Below are 16,476 nucleotides of genomic sequence, written 5' to 3'. Positions count from 1 at the left end.
ATACGAATGTTTATCAAGTATGATGAATATGATCTATTAGAACTTTTTCAAAGTGAGCCGGTGAGTATAACAGGCAATATAGATGATGGAGAATTAATTTATACTTACAAAGATGACCAAAATTTCAAGGTGATTTTAACTTTAGATGTATATAAGCAAACGAGTAGTCTAAGTATTACATTTAAAGATTCTATAGTATTTACAGGTGATTTTAATAATGTAACAAGTATAAAAAAAGATGACAATGCTATGGTAATGAACGTGGGCGAAGAAGAGAGGCTAAAAGTTAAATTTTATAAACAAGTTGGAGTGGAGTTACTTTAAAATAGCCTTATTGTATTAGAAAGAAATATAAAACAATTATGATATTCTCTCAGATAAATCAGTAGGTGAAGTAGTTGATACTTCTAAATATAATGTTATTGTTATCATACCTTGACTGGCTATATGCCTTTCAAGGTTTTTGTGTTTATTGGCTTTCATACCGAGAAAAAACCGATAAAATGGGAATCTTTTTCCTGAGTGGATCATCGTATGATAGAGACAAGCAAAACGAACGTATTGAGCACTCTAAGTGCCTTGGTTGGTGTCCCCTTTTTTTATTGGGAGACGCGCCTCTCCCTTATCAATGGTGTATCTGGATACAGAACAAAAGTGTTGAGGAATGTGGCTATACGAGAGGGACATTCTGAGCCTGAATAGCAACTGGTCTGCGGCAGCCGTATCGAGGACAGTTTTTCATTTCAATTGATGATTGACTGTAATTGGCATCCTCTCGGAGTGTAGTCATCATTTCAAAATCTATTTAAGCGAATAGCGTAAGGTGGTGTTTATTCAGCTAACAGTGTTCTGTTTCGAAAGAGACAATAAAGCAATCGAAAAGCATTGCAGCTTGATCAAAATAGCGAAATCTACAAGGTAAAAAGCGATATTGAAAAGCAAACTTCTGAATATCTGAAAATCAAAAAAGAACAAGAAGAAGCCCGCAAGATCGCAAAGGAACAAGAAGCCCTCGCCAACCGCCCTTGGTATGAAAAAGCCCTCGATTATGGTGGAAACATCGTGAATGAACTGACCGGCGTGAACGATGCAAAACGTGCCGCAACGGGCGTTGATCCAATCACAGGCGAGGAACTCACCGCAGGACAGCGAGTCGCGGCAGGCGGCATGGCAGCCGAAGGCTACATCCCAATCGTCGGCTGGGCAGGCCGCATTTTCAAAGGCGGAAAAGCTGTCTATAAAACCACCCAAGCCACATCAGCCGCGGTCAGGGCAGTCGACATTTACAAGACATCACAAAAGTCTTTTGATGCCTTAAAAACATCGCAAAAAGGCTTATATGGTCTCACCGCCACCAACGGCTTCAGCGAAGCGATTACAGGCCGAGACATGTTTGGGAATAAGATCTCAAAAGAACAGCAGGAAGCCAGTATGAATGCGGCGCTTGGAATGCTTTTGCCGTTTGGAAGTAAGAGTTTAAAACAACTTCAATTTAAACATAAACCAAAAGAAATAATAACTAAAAAAGAAAATTATCAAAGATATGTGAAAGCTGAAAATGGGCAGCGTCCTCCTAATTTTTCACCTGAAGGAGCCAAAAGAAGAGGGGCTTATCGAGAATCTAAAAGGGCAAGTGGTATACCAGTAAGTGAACAACACATAGAAGTTAGACCAGCAGTGGACAAAAGAGGTAACCCTATCCCTGGTAAGGATTATTTCTTTAAAGGTGATAAAGTGGTTAGAGATCATGCAGGAGGTCATTATTATCCAGACGACTTAAGTCAGAATAGAGATGCTCATTTTAATGATATTTATGGAAACCACTATGACTATGAAAAATAGTTATCATTGGAGGATTATAAATGAAAATAGAATTTGAATTCGAACAAGAAGTGACAAACTACTATAAGTGGTTAGATCAAAAAATAAATGAACTTAAACAGTTAAGTGTATATAGTATTAATGGATATTACTTTTTAGATAATGGTGGAATTAAGACTTTTCAAAGTTATTGTCAAAATGAACTAATCGAAATTTTTAGCGATCAATTGACTAATTACCATTTTTATATCTTTCTGAGTAAGAAAGTAAGTGATGCACATTCGCGAATAGAGAGATTCCGAAAAGTATGGAAATCTATTGATTCAGACATAAATACTTCAGGTTTTGAAAAGGGGCCAGAATTACTTTTAGATGAACATGAAAAACCGTTTTATGTCAGTATAGCCAAGGTTCCTCAACATGATTTAGATAAAGCATTGCGAATAATGGATCAGTATCAATCTAGTTTCATGATTGCCAGTAGAAGGGATTCTATGCTCTCAGAGAAATCTATAGAAGATTTGTTTTACTCAGGATTGGATAAGAATAGTCATGAAGTAGATTATCAAGCGCTTTTTTTGAAGTATGGTTTGAATAGTGAAATTATCTTTAGATGGGGATCTGATCTAAATGAGGCCGAATTGGCAATGATTTTAAATCAAGATCATACCCAGAAAATACGGGAGCGAATACAAAGTCATTCATAGTATCTTCAAAATGATCCCGTAATATTTTAAACAATCACCATATTCGGGACTGATCCTCGGTTTTTGAGAGACTGGGATCAAAACACCGTATGAAACAGCCAGTTGTCGAAACTCTTTCGAGGACTGGTTGTTTCATTTCTATAGAATTCGAATAGTGGTATATGGATTTTATAAAATCGCTGAGTAGTGTTTGTCAGGTGGTAGAGATGAAAGAAACCTTCTGGTTTTAATTTCTCATGTTTATCTTGATATTCAGGTCTTTACCGTCTTCTAACTTGTGGATGAAAGCGATGATGTCCCCCATAAGGGTACAATTTCACATGTGTACAATTCTTAATTCATGGAAGGTTCTCGTCAAGTCTGTATTTAGTTGTTCGCATCTATGAATGAAGACCTAATGAGGTATTTATCGTAATGATAAAGTACAAAATGGAAAGTGGATGTTGAACTGGGTAATATAAATAACAACAGAAATTCAAAAATCGAAACCTTAAAAAGAAAAAGCAGAAGACAGCATTTAATGAACAAATTAAGCTATATGACACTTCCAGAACACCCCTTTTTAGATATTGAAGAAAAATCAATTGTTTTGTCAGAAGGTGCTTGCTTTCCTTCAATCGAGAGAACATAAAATCCAAATACATGGAGAACACTATCGAGAGCATGAAATTGAAGCACTTAAAGTGAATGTGTATGAAGTCTTTATTCATTTAAATCACCTTCTTGAGCAAACAAAATTTTCAAGTGGGTATGGGGATTTTATTTTTGGCAGAATATTTCCGTTTTGGATTATGCATCGAGAGAACGGTATATTTTTATGATCTAAGTATTTGGGGGCTGCGATGAACAGAATTGAGACATCATTTAAGGAGTGGCAGTTAACCACTCCTTTTTTTATCGATGGTGTCATACGCTTGATCGATGAATTCCCTTCAAATTTAAGCAATTCACTATCTTTACCTTTCGCATTCGTATAAAATAAGAGCAGTGAAAAATTGAAGAAATGCTTGATACATGAAGGGCGTGTAAGCTGTGAGCTGCATGACATGATGAGATGTATGAACGTGAAGGCTGCAAAGCTGTTCTTCCTCACATATGAGATCTTGTAGGCGTAACCATTATTTGTCACTTCATTGCGATGGTGTTGAGGGGTGTGTCAGGATGAGGAATCCGTATGTGAGAACGGCTTCTAGTCTGTATATTAATTATTTTTTATTAGGTATGGTCAATATTATTTTGGCTTCAAATATGCCATTTTTAATCAAACAGTTAGATACCAATAGTGCGGGAATTAGTTATATGATTTCGGCGCTTGGCATTGGCAGGGTGCTCACGTATGGTTTATCAGGCGTACTGTCAGATCGTTTTGGGCGAAAGCCGGTCATTTTGATTTCTGGTGTGCTGATGGCGGTGTTCCTCATCGGAATCCCATTGTCTCCGAATTATCAAATCGCGTTTGCATTTGCGATTTTGGCAGGCGTCGCGAATTCGGCAATGGATGCAGGAACATATCCTGCGTTAATGGAGGCTTTTCCGCAAAACTCGGGATCTGCGAATGTGATGGTGAAGGCCTTTATCTCCATTGGGGCAACCATTTTGCCACTGGCGATTTTCTTTTTAGCAGAGCATGATTTGTTTTATGGAATTTCATTTTTTGTCCCTGCTCTGATCTATCTTGTGAATGTCTTGATGCTGTGGACCTTGCCATTTCCGAATCATCGTAAGGTGGAGCAAGTCCAGGTAACGGAGTATGACGGACTTCCGCGCTTCTCGACAGAGCCTACAGTTTGGAGGGAAGGGATCGCACTCATTTTGATTAGCTTTACGTCAAATGGACTGTATGCGCTGCCGCAAATTTGGCTTCCTACGTACGGTGAGGCCATCTTGGGGATGGCATCGGGCAGTGCTGTAAAACTGCTCAGTTACTATAGCATGGGCGGGCTGCTGTCTGTCGTGATGCTCGCGTTTCTTTTGCGCCGTTTTGTCCGTCCGGTCACTGTACTGCTGATCTACCCCATCATTACACTTGTTTCCATTTGTGTGCTCTTGGTCGTGAAATCCCCAGTCATAGGAACCGTCAATGCGTTTGTATTGGGATTTTCAACGGCAGGAGTTTTTCAGCTGACGTTAACTGTGATGGCTGAATTCTTCTGGAAAAACAAAGGGACGATGACAGGGATTATCTCTACAGCGGGCGGCGTGTCGGCTATCGTCATCCCGGTCGTAACAGGTTTAATTCAGAGTCACGCGTCCATTTTACAAATCTTTATGTTCGATGCAGTGGTGGCTGTTGCGGCCATTATCGGCGCACTGTATATCCTGTATCGATACCGTCAAATCATGATACATGATTAAAAAAAAGACGACCTCCGCAGGAAGTCGTCTCAGCGTGTAGACAAACCCTCACGCTGAAAAGAAAACAAAGGGCTAAAATGATCATCATTTTAGCCCTTTGTCTTTTTTATTTTAGAAACGGTCATTTTCAAAAAGAATTTGTTTTACTTGATCAACTGGCATATCTTCACCAGTAAAGAGTTTGTAAGCAAGTGCACCTTGCCATAGCATCATTCCAAGACCGTTAATGGTTTTGGCGCCAGCTTCCTGTGCTTGCGCAAGAAGCTTTGTTTTTTGCGGGTTGTATACGACATCTGTCACGATCAAATCTTCACGAAGTACGTCAAGTGTATCATCGATAATGCTGAGTTGATCCAGTGGTTTCATGCCAAGGCTTGTCCCATTTGCCAGGATCGCACTTTCTGCTACTTCACGGCGGAACGCGTCTTTGTCTTCAAGTGGGAAAATGTTTGCTTTGACACCGAATGATTTCATTTCGTTGTTGATGTAATTTACATTTTCTTCTGCTTGAACAAAGTATTGATCATTACGAGCAAAAATACTAATTTCACGAATGCCGGACTGTGCAAGCTGAATCGCAATCGGAGTCGCAGCACCGCCAGAGCCAACGAGAGTGACCTTCTTACCAGCTAATTCAACGCCATGTTCAATCAAGTTTCTTACATATCCAAGACCATCTGTGTTGTAGCCGATGAGCTTACCATCCTTGTTCACTACAGTGTTACTTGCACGTGTATATCTTGCAGAATCATCTAGTTCGTCTAAGTAATCTAGTACTTTCATTTTGTTCGGCATAGAGACGTTAAATCCAGCTGCACCCATTGCTTTCATACCATTTACGGCTGCTTCTAGTTCATCATTCCCTACTTCAAATGCAAGGTAAGCATAGTTGAGACCTGTTAGTGTATAGCCAAGGTTATGCATACGTGGTGAAAGGCTGTGCCCGATTGGTGTAGCAAGAAGACCAACTAATTTTGTTTTCCCATCAATATTACGTTCATGTATGTTTGTCATGATTGACATCTCCTTTAATTATCTAAATAATTTTTTCATGCGTCCAAGAACAAAGACCGCTAGTAATATGCTAATAACTGCGATGATCATATCGAAAAATAACGTCATTTTAATATCGTACGTGCTGACCAATCCACTTGTAATGAGCGGCACGAGTATAAATGCTGAGCTTGCCGCAATGTTGACATAGGATGAAGCCGTTGCTTTGTTTGTCGGGAACAATTTCATCATAATACTCATCGCCAGCTGGAAGATTCCCGCTGTAAATAGTCCTAAGAAGAAGGTGCTGACAATGACAATGCTGTAAGTTTCAACTTGGAATAGTGCAAGCATTGCAAGGAACGCCCCAATTGGATAAATGATCGCCACCATAATCGGTGAAATGAATTTATCTAAGACGATCGAAAGCAATAGAACAGATACCAGTGCACCAATACTAAAATAAGATAGAAGCTGTGTAGCTTGTTCTGTGCCAAGTCCGATTAATTTTAACCCGAGCTGCGGAAGCCATGTCTGCCATACGACAAACAATGCAGTCGATGTGAATCCCATCAGTACAACAGCTAAACCTTCGCCAAGCATTTTTGGTTCTTCTTTCAGCTGATCCTGTACTGGAAGAGCGTCTTGTGAAGAAACTTGCTTATGGTTCGGGAATGGCATAAAGAGTAAGTAAATCCCTACGAGTAAATAAAGAAGCCCTAGTCCAAAGAACGCCCAGCCCCAGAAGATGTCATGTGCCACTAGGAAGGCCAAGATAAATGGAAGAACAGTCGCCCCAATGGATACAGACGCTTTTACTAAAACAGAAGCCGAACTTGCTTTTTTCGGAAATGACTCTGACAAAGCAGGATAGGTTCCTGAATCAAGCAGTGAGTTGGCAATACCTGCTGATATCGCAAAGATAAATGCCAGTGTATAACTTGTTGTCGTTGGAATACCGATTAAGAATAATAAGTAAAGAAAATTTCCTGTAATAATGACAGGCTTACGTCCCCAGCTGTCGGCTAACCGGCCTGAGAAAAAGAGCGCAATGAGTTTACCAATTCCGATCGCCGATACAAGCAAGCTGATTTTCGGAATATCTACATGGTAGCGTTCAGATAAGCTGTCCATGTTGGAAGCTACAATAATATTGATCATGCCAAGCATGAAGTAGTTTAAATACATGCCAAGTGACGATTTTATATAAGGATTTTTCATGTTCCCACTCCTATATTTGAAACCCCATTTAAGGTCAAATTCTTTGTATACCCTTTGTTATTGTTTCCTTCAAAATGAATAATATGAAGCCCATCACAACACCCCTTATGTGATTGATGAAAAAATAATGAATATTCATCTGTTCTTCAATCAAGTACATCGTTCTACTAAAATGTAAAAAATAATAACAGCCTTGATTAGGAAGTGAAACTTCATGATTTGATCAGAATCATAAAAAACCACTTTTAACTGTTTTTTGATAGAAATGATGATATGACGAAATAGGTATAACGATATACTAAAAGAAGCAACGAGATAAATATACTCCTGCATTTTAAATGTGTCAAGTTTATGACTTTGTGATTTAAAAAAAGAAAAATGAAACAAAGAAATAGTTGACTTGATCAATAAAAAAAAGAGAATTGCTACACACAATTCTCTTTTTCATCATGATGGAGAGGTTTCTCTAATATGAAGTTGAGGCTTTAAAATCAATCGCTGCAGCTCTTCATCCTGTTCGTTCATTTTATGATATAAAAGGTTCGCTGCTTTTACCCCGATGGATCGGGGAAATGAGGAAACAGTGGTGAGCGGCGGATGGTACATTTCCGCTTCAGGAACATTATCGAATCCAACGACATCAATATCTTCACCAGGCTGGATGCCCCGTGCTGACAGTGCTTGAATGACTCCAAAAGCGACTAAGTCACTAAAACAAAAAATAGCAGTAGGGGGCTCAGGCTGATCCATCACTTGGGCGAGTGCTTCTTTCCCGCCTTCACGAGTAGGTTCTATATCAATAATAAGAGAATCATCAATCGTCACATTTTCTTCGTCATGAGCTCTTTTGAAACCTTTCATCCGCTCAATCCAAGTCGAAGAAGTCTTGATGCCGCCTAAAAAAGCGATGCGGCGATGCCCTTTTTGAAGAAGATGATGAACCGCCATCCAAGTACCTTGTTCATAATCAACACCGACATAGTCACATTGCACATCTGATAATTCACGATTTGCCAGTACTTTTGGGGTGCGAATTTGATTTAATTGTTTGACCGTTCGAGCAGAGCTTTTCGAAGCTGGGTTTAGAATAATCCCGCCCACTCGGTGCTCTACCATGGTGGAAATGAGCCGCTCCTGTTTATCCACACTGTCAAAGGTCGTACCAAGTAAAACAGTATAGCCCAGTGACTCAAGCGTGGTTTGCACGCCAATTAAAAACTCCGAAATAAAGGTGTTAGAAATATCCGTCACAATCACACCCACGATATTTGAGCTTTTTGACCGCATGTTGGCAGCAACGCGGTCGTATACGTATCCTAATTCCTCCATGGATTGCAGTACTTTGTTTCGAGTGGCTTCAGAGATTCTAGGATTATTTCGAACAACGAGTGATGCCGTTGAAGTCGAGACACCGGCATGCTTGGCGACTTCCTGTAATGTGACACGCTGCTTGTTCATTTTTTTCATTTATCTTCACCAACTTCAATGGATTGCCTAACTTTGTTCATCATCAAGAGGGATTTCTCTATCAGACGAGCCGAACATCTTTTGATTTATTATACATGAATCAGGGGGGATTGATGAAGTGAAGACATATGCGTACCGCTGTAAATCATAAAAGATTACCATTGACAGCTTTCTGAATGAGGCGTAAAATATAAAATTATTCAGAAATAGCAACATTTTAATTAAATAACGAAGGCTATGAATGCTGTGGGTCACACTATAGCAGGAGCAGCTTCTGGAGAGACCGCATGTATGTGCGGCGCCGAAGGGTTCACAATCTCAGGCAAAAGGACAGAAGAGTACGAAATATTGTATTTGTGGTGCATGGATGATGCCGTGTATGACTTTTCTCTATTTTGCTATTCTTTTATGACCGTGAGATTGGAGCGCATCCAATCTCTTTTTTTATGGACTTTTTTAAAGGGTTCATTATTTCAGGATAAGATCGTGTCGTAGGAGGGTGTTAGCATTGACACAACAAGAATTAAAACGTGATTTATCAAACCGTCATGTGCAATTGATTGCCATTGGCGGAACCATTGGAACAGGACTGTTTTTAGGATCTGGGAAAGCTATTCAATTGGCAGGTCCTTCAATCATTTTTGCTTATTTAATTGTCGGGATGGCCATCTTTTTTGTCATGAGGGCACTCGGAGAATTGCTTTTATCGAAGGCAGGCTATCAGTCATTAACCGATATTGCGGAGGACTATCTCGGCCCGTGGGCTTCCTTTGTGACAGGGTGGACCTATTGGTTTTGCTGGATTATGACAGCGATGGCGGATGTCATTGCGGTCGGTGTGTACGTGCAGTATTGGTTTGACATCCCGCAGTGGATTCCTGCCATCATTTGTTTATTGATTTTACTAGGATTGAATCTATTAACGGTGAAGCTTTTCGGAGAAATGGAATTTTGGTTTGCACTCATTAAAGTAATTACGATTCTATTATTGATCGGGGTTGGAATGGTTCTTTTAATCATTGGTTTTCAAACAGATGCCGGACCGGTGACAGTAACGAATTTATGGTCTCATGGCGGGTTATTCCCGAATGGTGTCACAGGCTTCTTATTGTCATTCCAGATGGTGATTTTTGCGTATGTGGGAGTTGAACTGGTCGGTGTGTCCGCAGCAGAAACAGCCAATCCGCAAAAAAACATCCCTTCTGCGATTAATAAGATTCCATTAAGAATTCTATTTTTCTATGTGGGAGCGATCTTTGTCTTACTATGTATCAACCCATGGACTGAACTCAGCGCATCAGAAAGTCCTTTTGTGAAAACCTTTGGACTCATTGGGATACCAGTAGCAGCAGGGCTCATTAATTTTGTTGTGTTGACGTCTGCGGCATCAGCTTGTAATAGCGGCATGTTCTCGACGAGCCGTATTCTGTATAATCTCAGTCATCAAAAGCAGGGTCCAGCTTCCTTCGGACGTCTGAACAAGCATGCTGTCCCAAGCAATGCCCTGTTTGTTTCGACGATTGTGGTATCGGTTGGAGCTCTTTTAAGCAAGCTGATTCCCGAACAAGCCTTTGGTATTGTGACAACGATCAGTGCCATTTGTTTCATTTGGGTATGGAGTATTATTTTAATTAGCCATTTGAAATATAAAAAAACACGGCCTGAATTGCATGAAGCATCTACCTTTAAAGCACCGTTCACACCTTTTGTGAATATATGTGTTTTAGTTCTCTTCGCTGCGATTCTAGTGATCATGCTGTTTGCAGATGCAACGCGCCCCGCGCTCTTATTAACGCCGGTCTGGTTTGGTTTCTTACTATTGATTTATGCACGAAAGAAACGCCGCGCGTCATAATGAACGGAAAAAGCACAGCCTTTGCATGAGGCTGTGCTTTTGTTCATTTAACGATTTCTAATCTTTAGCACATAATTTGCATTCAAAATGATCAAAACAACCCCAATGACCATGATTGAGAAAAGCTGAGAGTGATTGGCGCCAAGGGAATACACAATCAAAATAAACATGGCGCCGGTCAATAGAACATTCATCATTTGATACGTGTGAAACAGTCCGCCAAGCATCACATGCTTTTCGCCTTCGTCTGAAATAGCGAGCAGCTTTTTACTATAATCTTTTTCAGATGGACTTGGCAGGTTGCGATTAGGGTAGACAAGCTTTAGAACAGATATCGCTATATATGAACTGATAATGGAGACAATAAATAAAGCAGCATTGACGAGAATCAACCAAATGGGCTGCTCGGTGACGATCGCGATACCGATGGCAACAATGGAAAAAATGGTACTTACCGTATTGGCTAAAGTCAAATCAGTAAAGGTCCGATATTGTTTTACCTCCAGTTCATCCTCTTCATCTCCAGAAACCGAAAGAGATACTCTTTTTTTCATACGTGAAATCCCTGAAAAACAATAAATAATCAATAAAATCGTCAATCCACTGATGACAAGAGTCGCTTCAAATGCAACATCAAGAAGTGTCATTTCAAATTCGGCTGCCAGCAGACAGTAAGCGCCGAGAAAGCCAAGGAGAGCACCTAAGAGCATTTTGTATACAGTTTTCATGAGAGTTCATCCTCCTCGAATAGAAAAATACGTTCAATGGGTTCCTGAAAAATTCGTGAAAGCTTAACAGCGAGCAATAGAGACGGCATTAACTCATCTCGTTCCATTAAGCTGATGGTTTGACGAGAGACCTTTGCACGCTTTGCAAGCTCAGTTTGGTTTAAACCATCTCGCGCACGAAGCTCTTTTAACCGATTTTTCATTCTGTCACCTCAATTTTGGTTGAAATCTTTCCTTGATTGTAAAGCATTATATTCATTTTGACAAGTAAAGTTGTCAAAATGATAAAAATAATTGTCAGAACAATCATCTTTATTGAAAAGGTGAACCATGATACGCTAAAGGGAAGAGAAACAGAAAACAGGTGATGTCCGTGTTCATTGATCAATTAAAAAATGACTTACATCAATCACAACCGTTGTTCATTGGAGAAGAGACAGCGTTCAAAGCAGCAGTCCTTATCCCTTTGGTGCAAGTAAATGGAGATTGGCATATATTATTTGAGGTCCGATCGTTGACCATGAGAAAACAGCCGGGGGATATTAGCTTTCCTGGGGGCAAGCTTGACGGCAGCGAAACTGCACAGGAAGCTGCACTGCGAGAAACACATGAAGAGCTGGGCATTCCGCCAGAATCGGTCGAGATCCTTGGACAGCTCAGTCCTTATATCGCTTCTCCATCTTTTGTGGTATACCCATATGTCGGTATCATTGATGAGCAAAAAGTGAAACACTCCTTTAATCAAGAAGAAGTAGAGGAGACTTTTACCGTGCCTCTATCATGGCTCAGCCAATATGAGCCGTACTTACATCATGTATCCGTTCAGCCAACACCAGGAGATGACTTCCCTTATGAAAAAATCATGAATGGTGAAAAATACAGCTGGGGAAGCCGTTCGATTGAGGAATGGTTTTATGATTACGAAAACTACACCATATGGGGATTAACAGCCCGCATATTAAAGCATTTTGTGACCGTTGCAAAAAGAAATTCCTAGAGAATCGCTCTCTAGGAATTTGTTGTATTCAGACGGTCCTTCGCTGTTTGTTGACCTTTACTTATTGAAATAGGGGATTTCACTTGGCTCAGTCCGTAGGAAGGCATGTTCACGTAGATGGATTCATACGAGCCGGCTTGAATTTGGTACGTTTCATGATAAATTCCGACGGCGTCATTATTTCGTGTTCTTTGGTTAAATTCTTTCCAAGCAGCCAAATGCTTCTCCATCTTGGCATAGGCAAGGAGGTCATCTGTTGATTTCCAATATTGAATCATCGCTGTCGTGCGTAATCCAAAGTAATTCTCTGTCCCAAGAAAGCCAAGCTCATCTTGATGGGTATACAGCTCCTTGATCATGCCAGGCATCGCCATGAACACAGGCAGCCATTGATGAATGGCCCAGCGTTTGTTGATCCTCATTCCGATGATGAACACAACAATCGAATCAGAATTGTCCGTTGTAAATCTGCCAGCACGTATGTCTTTTTTCATTCATTTACCCTTCCTTCTTCATCGAATGGAATGTGTCCACGCACCAATCAATTCCTGCTCGAGCCACTCTTTTCCCATAATCTAAAGTAAACAGCCAATACTTCGCATCCGCTTCATCTGGATAAAGCTCTTGAATGTTTTGTTCAATCGCAACATATGTCTCATAACGAATACGGAGCTGCCTCTCATAATCCTGTAAAAGCACCAATTTTTTCTCAAACGAAAGATATTGACCGAAGAATAACTTTAATAACACCTCATTACGCTCTGTTGGTAACTGGTCGAGCGGCTGCGCCAGCCACTCTCTTAACGTATCCAGTCCTTTTTCAGTCAAATGATATTCCCGCTTGTCTGAGCGGCCAGAAGCAGCAGCAGGTGAAACTTCCGCAAGGCCTTCCTCGACTATTAACTTTAAAGCTGGATAAATTTGTCCATAACTGATTTTCCAAAAATGATGCAGGCTTCTATCAATTAATTGCTTCACTTCATACCCTGACTTACAATCAGTCGTTAAAATACCTAAAATCGCATACGTCGTATCATTGTATTTTTTCATATCAGCACACCTATCTAAAAGATATATCTTTTAGATATATAATAAATGATGTGAAGTGGCAGATACAAGGGGTTGTTGAAAAATAAATTCGATAAAGGGAGTGGATATTTACCTGATTTTGTTAATCGGAGAGGTGAATCACTCATATATATGGATGATCATTCATCAGATCATATATTGGAGGGGTACGTATGAGTAAATTGAAAATTTGGTTTGTGGCTGTCCTGACGGTATTAGTCCTTGGTGCAGTCAGCTGGTCAGCCTATCAAGCAATCGGAAAAAAGAGTGCATTGAATCAATCCTACGCCTTTGCGCAGAAAACAAAAGAGGGCGTGAATTGGTTTAAGGTAACGGAGAGAAAAGGGAAAGTAACCGGTCATTTGAATGAGACCATTTTAGAAGAAAGTCCGGAAATGCATTTTGATCCGAATTTATTTAAACATAAATATCAATTAACTGGAAAAGCAATAGAAAACGGTTATGAATTTGAAGTGAAGCGAGGAAAAGATCCGGTGATGTATGAAGTACATGTTGCTGGAAAAGATCTTTCTGTGAAAAAACAAGGTGAAAACAAAAGCATCACATACAAAGCAGTTGATCAAAAAAAATTAAATGCGTATCAAAAAGCCATTCAAGATCGATATGATGAGTTAATTGATGACTCAGAAACTAGATTTTATGATTATTTAAGAGACTACATCAAGAAAGTAACAGGCGCTTATGGTTATCTGTATACTGCGGAGGATGGTTCATACCAACTATTTCTACAAGTAAAGCATATGCATATTGAGTCTGAATGGTCAGGGGCCTTTCTAATGAGAACAGTTCCAGGGGATGGTGGTGAACCTTATAAAGAGACGAAACATAAAGCGGGTGGTGTTTCTGATGGAATCATGTTTGATATCAGTACCTATCCTCAAATCGAAGAGCACAAAACTGGTATTATCGTAGGCTCAACGAATCGAGGTGCAAAATCAATAAAACTTCCTCTGAAAATAGCAGGCGGCATCGTAGAATTTAAACCAGTCTCGAAGCAGGAATATCAAAAACAATCTGAAGCATTTAAAAAGCAGGCAGAAGAAAAGAAAAAATAGATGTTGATAACCAGATGAATGAATAAATTTATCTGGTTTTTTATAATGAAGATAGTTATTGGTGAAAAAAAGAGAGGAAGGCAAACGCTTCAACTAATTAAGGAAAATGAATTTGGGTCTATAGACCTTAATAATTTTTAGAAAAATAAATGTTGACGCTTTCATATAATCAATATATACTAAAAACAAATCCAATATGAATAAATTAGACATGTGACTGGTCATGCAGGCAGGATCTAAAAACGATGAATTTCTTTTATTTGTCGTTTTAGGTCCTTTTTTTATTGCCAAAATATAGGTCTCATGTATGAGAAAAGGGGGAGAAAAAATGGATTACACACAAGTTGCCAAAGATGTTTTACAGCATATAGGCGGCAAAGAAAACATTGCGCACCTTGAGCACTGTTCAACAAGACTTCGCTTCACGCTAATTGATCAGAAAAAAGCAGATGTACCAGCACTAGAAAAAACACCAGGTGTCATAGCTGTCAGAATGTCAGGACAATGCCAAGTGGTGATTGGGAATGACGTCATTGAAGTGTATCAAAAGGTAACAAGTTTAATAGGCAGCAGCTCATCAAGCCAAGACGTACCATCCAATCAGCCAAAAGAAAAGAGAAAAGCAGGCACAGTCCTGTTAGATTTCATTGTCGGTGTCTTCCAGCCTCTTGTACCAGCTATCGCAGGCGGAGGAATTTTAAAATCATTTCTTCTCCTTTTCTCTTTATTAGGCTGGATGGATGCAAAGGGACAAACCTATCAAATACTGAACATGGTAGGTGATGCACCACTTTACTTTCTGCCTTTATTAGTTGCTGTAACGACGGCGAATAAACTAAAAGTAAACCCACTGGTCGCATTATCAGCAGTCGGTGCGCTCCTTCTGCCGAACATGACAGCAATGCTTACAGAAGGTGCACAATTACTGTCATTCGATGTAAAAAATATAGCTTATGCGTATCAAGTGTTTCCGGCAATCCTTTCTGTATTGCTTTACGCGCAAATGGAAAAATTCTTTACGCGGTTTTCACCAAAACCAATTCGGATTTTCTTCGTTCCGATGATGTCATTGGTCATTACTGTACCAGTTACGTTACTTCTGTTAGGGCCGATTGGTTTTACAGCGGGGCAAGGCTTTTCATCTATTATTCTTGCGATGTTTAATACGGTAGGCTGGGTAGCTGTCGCAATTTTAGCAGCGGTCCTCCCATTCATGGTTGCTTCAGGCATGCACAAAGCAATGGTCCCTTATGCAGTCACAACGATGGGAACCCTTGGGAAAGAAGCGCTTTATTTACCGGCATCACTTGCGCATAATATTGCGGAAAGTGGAGCGTGTTTTGCTGTGGCACTTCGAACAAAAGACAAGGTACTCAGATCAACAGCCATTTCGGCAGGGATTTCAGCCTTTTTTGGTATCACAGAGCCGGCGTTATATGGTGTGACACTTCAAAATAAGCGAGTCCTTGGAAGTGTTATGATTGGTTCGTTTGTTGGCGGAATTTTCATTGGTTTAGTTGGTATACAAGCCTTTGTGCTTGTTGGCCCAGGATTAGCAAGCATGTCGATGTTTATATCAGATGAACTTCCGCGAAATCTGATGTTTGCTATCATTGGAGCAGTCATTTCATTTATTGTCGCATTTATCGCTGCTTTTGTATTAGGTAAAGATCGAACAGTAGAAGAAAAGACAAAGGACCAAGCTGCATTTGCTGAACAAATTGGAGCAGGAGAAACTTTCAAAAGCCCTGTGATTGGTCAAATGATCTCTCTATCTGAAGTAAAAGATGATATTTTTTCTTCAAAGGTCATGGGAGACGGAATTGCCATTGTACCTTCAAAAGGAGCACTTTATGCACCAGTAGATGGTGAGGTGACCTTGCTGTTCGAAACAAACCATGCGCTTGGTATGAAAACGGACCAAGGGGTTGAAGTATTATTCCACATCGGCATTGACACTGTTCAGTTGGAAGGACAGTATTTCTATCCAAAAGTGCAGGCAGGAGATCGTGTTCAAGCAGGAGATTTATTGATTGAATTTGATCTAGAAAAAATCATGGAAGCAGGATATGATCCAGTAACACTTGCTGTAATCACAAATACAGATCAATATGATATTAAGGTACAGCCATTACAAGAGGTCAATCGTCAAGATACATTGATGGTTGTTACACAATTAGGAGGCTAA

General features: G+C 40.0%; 15 protein-coding genes, 1 pseudogene and 1 riboswitch. Of the genes and pseudogenes, 9 read left to right on the top strand and 7 right to left on the bottom strand.

What is annotated here, in order from left to right; all coding sequences use genetic code 11:
* Positions 1 to 6 precede the first annotated feature (6 nt).
* The 5 genes and pseudogenes from NSQ25_RS18395 to NSQ25_RS18375 all read left to right on the top strand — a co-directional run bounded on the left by NSQ25_RS18395 (position 7) and on the right by NSQ25_RS18375 (position 4,883).
* The gene (locus tag NSQ25_RS18395; protein WP_041118379.1) at positions 7 to 324 is read left to right on the top strand and encodes a hypothetical protein; all 318 of its coding nucleotides are present in this window, start codon (positions 7 to 9) and stop codon (positions 322 to 324) included.
* 573 nt (positions 325 to 897) lie between these two features.
* A pseudogene (locus NSQ25_RS18390) lies at positions 898 to 1,473 on the top strand (pre-toxin TG domain-containing protein); the annotation flags it as partial.
* Complete coding sequence (locus NSQ25_RS18385) at positions 1,450 to 1,842, top strand: HNH/endonuclease VII fold putative polymorphic toxin (protein WP_326136002.1); 393 nt, start codon at positions 1,450 to 1,452, stop codon at positions 1,840 to 1,842. The pseudogene NSQ25_RS18390 and the gene NSQ25_RS18385, both read left to right, overlap by 24 nt.
* Positions 1,843 to 1,862: 20 nt before the next feature.
* Positions 1,863 to 2,528 (top strand): hypothetical protein, encoded by a 666-nt coding sequence (locus NSQ25_RS18380; protein WP_326135970.1) that lies wholly within the window; start codon positions 1,863 to 1,865, stop codon positions 2,526 to 2,528.
* Positions 2,529 to 3,689: 1,161 nt separating this feature from the next.
* Positions 3,690 to 4,883, top strand: a complete 1,194-nt coding sequence (locus tag NSQ25_RS18375; protein WP_326135969.1) for an MFS transporter — start codon at positions 3,690 to 3,692, stop codon at positions 4,881 to 4,883.
* Between the two features lie 111 nt (positions 4,884 to 4,994).
* Here NSQ25_RS18375 and NSQ25_RS18370 read toward each other — a convergent pair whose 3' ends face one another.
* The 3 genes from NSQ25_RS18370 to NSQ25_RS18360 all read right to left on the bottom strand — a co-directional run bounded on the left by NSQ25_RS18370 (position 4,995) and on the right by NSQ25_RS18360 (position 8,564).
* A complete protein-coding gene (locus tag NSQ25_RS18370; RefSeq protein ID WP_081125179.1) occupies positions 4,995 to 5,897 on the bottom strand; it encodes a quinate/shikimate dehydrogenase in 903 nt (300 codons plus the stop codon).
* An 18-nt stretch (positions 5,898 to 5,915) separates the two neighbouring features.
* Entirely contained in the window at positions 5,916 to 7,097 is a 1,182-nt protein-coding gene (locus tag NSQ25_RS18365; RefSeq protein WP_034281431.1) for an MFS transporter, read from the bottom strand.
* A gap of 447 nt (positions 7,098 to 7,544) precedes the next feature.
* A complete protein-coding gene (locus NSQ25_RS18360; RefSeq protein WP_326135968.1) occupies positions 7,545 to 8,564 on the bottom strand; it encodes a LacI family DNA-binding transcriptional regulator in 1,020 nt (339 codons plus the stop codon).
* A 264-nt stretch (positions 8,565 to 8,828) separates the two neighbouring features.
* Positions 8,829 to 8,908: riboswitch (glycine riboswitch) on the top strand.
* Between the two features lie 164 nt (positions 8,909 to 9,072).
* On the opposite strand from NSQ25_RS18360, the gene NSQ25_RS18355 reads away from it, so the two are divergent.
* Positions 9,073 to 10,419, top strand: coding sequence for an amino acid permease (locus tag NSQ25_RS18355; protein WP_211043767.1), 1,347 nt, complete (start codon positions 9,073 to 9,075; stop codon positions 10,417 to 10,419).
* Between the two features lie 47 nt (positions 10,420 to 10,466).
* Here NSQ25_RS18355 and NSQ25_RS18350 read toward each other — a convergent pair whose 3' ends face one another.
* Positions 10,467 to 11,147 (bottom strand): DUF3169 family protein, encoded by a 681-nt coding sequence (locus NSQ25_RS18350; protein ID WP_326135966.1) that lies wholly within the window; start codon positions 11,145 to 11,147, stop codon positions 10,467 to 10,469.
* Entirely contained in the window at positions 11,144 to 11,350 is a 207-nt protein-coding gene (locus NSQ25_RS18345) for a helix-turn-helix transcriptional regulator (protein ID WP_003215336.1), read from the bottom strand. Before NSQ25_RS18345 ends, NSQ25_RS18350 begins: the two co-directional genes overlap by 4 nt.
* A 170-nt stretch (positions 11,351 to 11,520) precedes the next feature.
* Here NSQ25_RS18345 and NSQ25_RS18340 point away from each other — a divergent pair, with 170 nt between their 5' ends.
* Positions 11,521 to 12,144: a CoA pyrophosphatase gene (locus NSQ25_RS18340; protein WP_326135965.1), complete on the top strand. Its 624-nt coding sequence runs from the start codon at positions 11,521 to 11,523 to the stop codon at positions 12,142 to 12,144.
* Positions 12,145 to 12,155: 11 nt separating this feature from the next.
* Here NSQ25_RS18340 and NSQ25_RS18335 read toward each other — a convergent pair whose 3' ends face one another.
* Together NSQ25_RS18335 and NSQ25_RS18330 are read right to left on the bottom strand one after the other, a co-directional pair.
* Positions 12,156 to 12,638: a DUF4188 domain-containing protein gene (locus NSQ25_RS18335; RefSeq protein WP_034281425.1), complete on the bottom strand. Its 483-nt coding sequence runs from the start codon at positions 12,636 to 12,638 to the stop codon at positions 12,156 to 12,158.
* 4 nt (positions 12,639 to 12,642) lie between these two features.
* The gene (locus tag NSQ25_RS18330; protein WP_326135964.1) at positions 12,643 to 13,194 is read right to left on the bottom strand and encodes a PadR family transcriptional regulator; all 552 of its coding nucleotides are present in this window, start codon (positions 13,192 to 13,194) and stop codon (positions 12,643 to 12,645) included.
* Positions 13,195 to 13,385: 191 nt separating this feature from the next.
* On the opposite strand from NSQ25_RS18330, the gene NSQ25_RS18325 reads away from it, so the two are divergent.
* Together NSQ25_RS18325 and NSQ25_RS18320 are read left to right on the top strand one after the other, a co-directional pair.
* Complete coding sequence (locus NSQ25_RS18325) at positions 13,386 to 14,288, top strand: hypothetical protein (protein WP_326135963.1); 903 nt, start codon at positions 13,386 to 13,388, stop codon at positions 14,286 to 14,288.
* 328 nt (positions 14,289 to 14,616) lie between these two features.
* Positions 14,617 to 16,476, top strand: a complete 1,860-nt coding sequence (locus NSQ25_RS18320; protein ID WP_034281422.1) for a beta-glucoside-specific PTS transporter subunit IIABC — start codon at positions 14,617 to 14,619, stop codon at positions 16,474 to 16,476.

The sequence above is a fragment of the Bacillus sp. FSL R5-0512 genome (assembly GCF_038593295.1).
Taxonomy (GTDB): Bacteria; Bacillota; Bacilli; order Bacillales; family Bacillaceae; genus Bacillus; species Bacillus safensis.
Note: the sequence above shows the minus strand (reverse complement) of the source record. Positions and strands in the feature narration are given on the sequence as shown.

Coding starts and splice junctions, on each gene's coding strand:
- NSQ25_RS18345 (WP_003215336.1), bottom strand. CDS start 11,350: ATGAAAAATCGGTTAAAAGAGCTTCGTGCGCGAGATGGTTTAAACCAA.
- NSQ25_RS18350 (WP_326135966.1), bottom strand. CDS start 11,147: ATGAAAACTGTATACAAAATGCTCTTAGGTGCTCTCCTTGGCTTTCTC.
- NSQ25_RS18380 (WP_326135970.1), top strand. CDS start 1,863: ATGAAAATAGAATTTGAATTCGAACAAGAAGTGACAAACTACTATAAG.
- NSQ25_RS18360 (WP_326135968.1), bottom strand. CDS start 8,564: ATGAAAAAAATGAACAAGCAGCGTGTCACATTACAGGAAGTCGCCAAG.
- NSQ25_RS18385 (WP_326136002.1), top strand. CDS start 1,450: ATGCTTTTGCCGTTTGGAAGTAAGAGTTTAAAACAACTTCAATTTAAA.
- NSQ25_RS18320 (WP_034281422.1), top strand. CDS start 14,617: ATGGATTACACACAAGTTGCCAAAGATGTTTTACAGCATATAGGCGGC.
- NSQ25_RS18370 (WP_081125179.1), bottom strand. CDS start 5,897: ATGACAAACATACATGAACGTAATATTGATGGGAAAACAAAATTAGTT.
- NSQ25_RS18375 (WP_326135969.1), top strand. CDS start 3,690: ATGAGGAATCCGTATGTGAGAACGGCTTCTAGTCTGTATATTAATTAT.
- NSQ25_RS18395 (WP_041118379.1), top strand. CDS start 7: ATGTTTATCAAGTATGATGAATATGATCTATTAGAACTTTTTCAAAGT.
- NSQ25_RS18365 (WP_034281431.1), bottom strand. CDS start 7,097: ATGAAAAATCCTTATATAAAATCGTCACTTGGCATGTATTTAAACTAC.
- NSQ25_RS18335 (WP_034281425.1), bottom strand. CDS start 12,638: ATGAAAAAAGACATACGTGCTGGCAGATTTACAACGGACAATTCTGAT.
- NSQ25_RS18325 (WP_326135963.1), top strand. CDS start 13,386: ATGAGTAAATTGAAAATTTGGTTTGTGGCTGTCCTGACGGTATTAGTC.
- NSQ25_RS18330 (WP_326135964.1), bottom strand. CDS start 13,194: ATGAAAAAATACAATGATACGACGTATGCGATTTTAGGTATTTTAACG.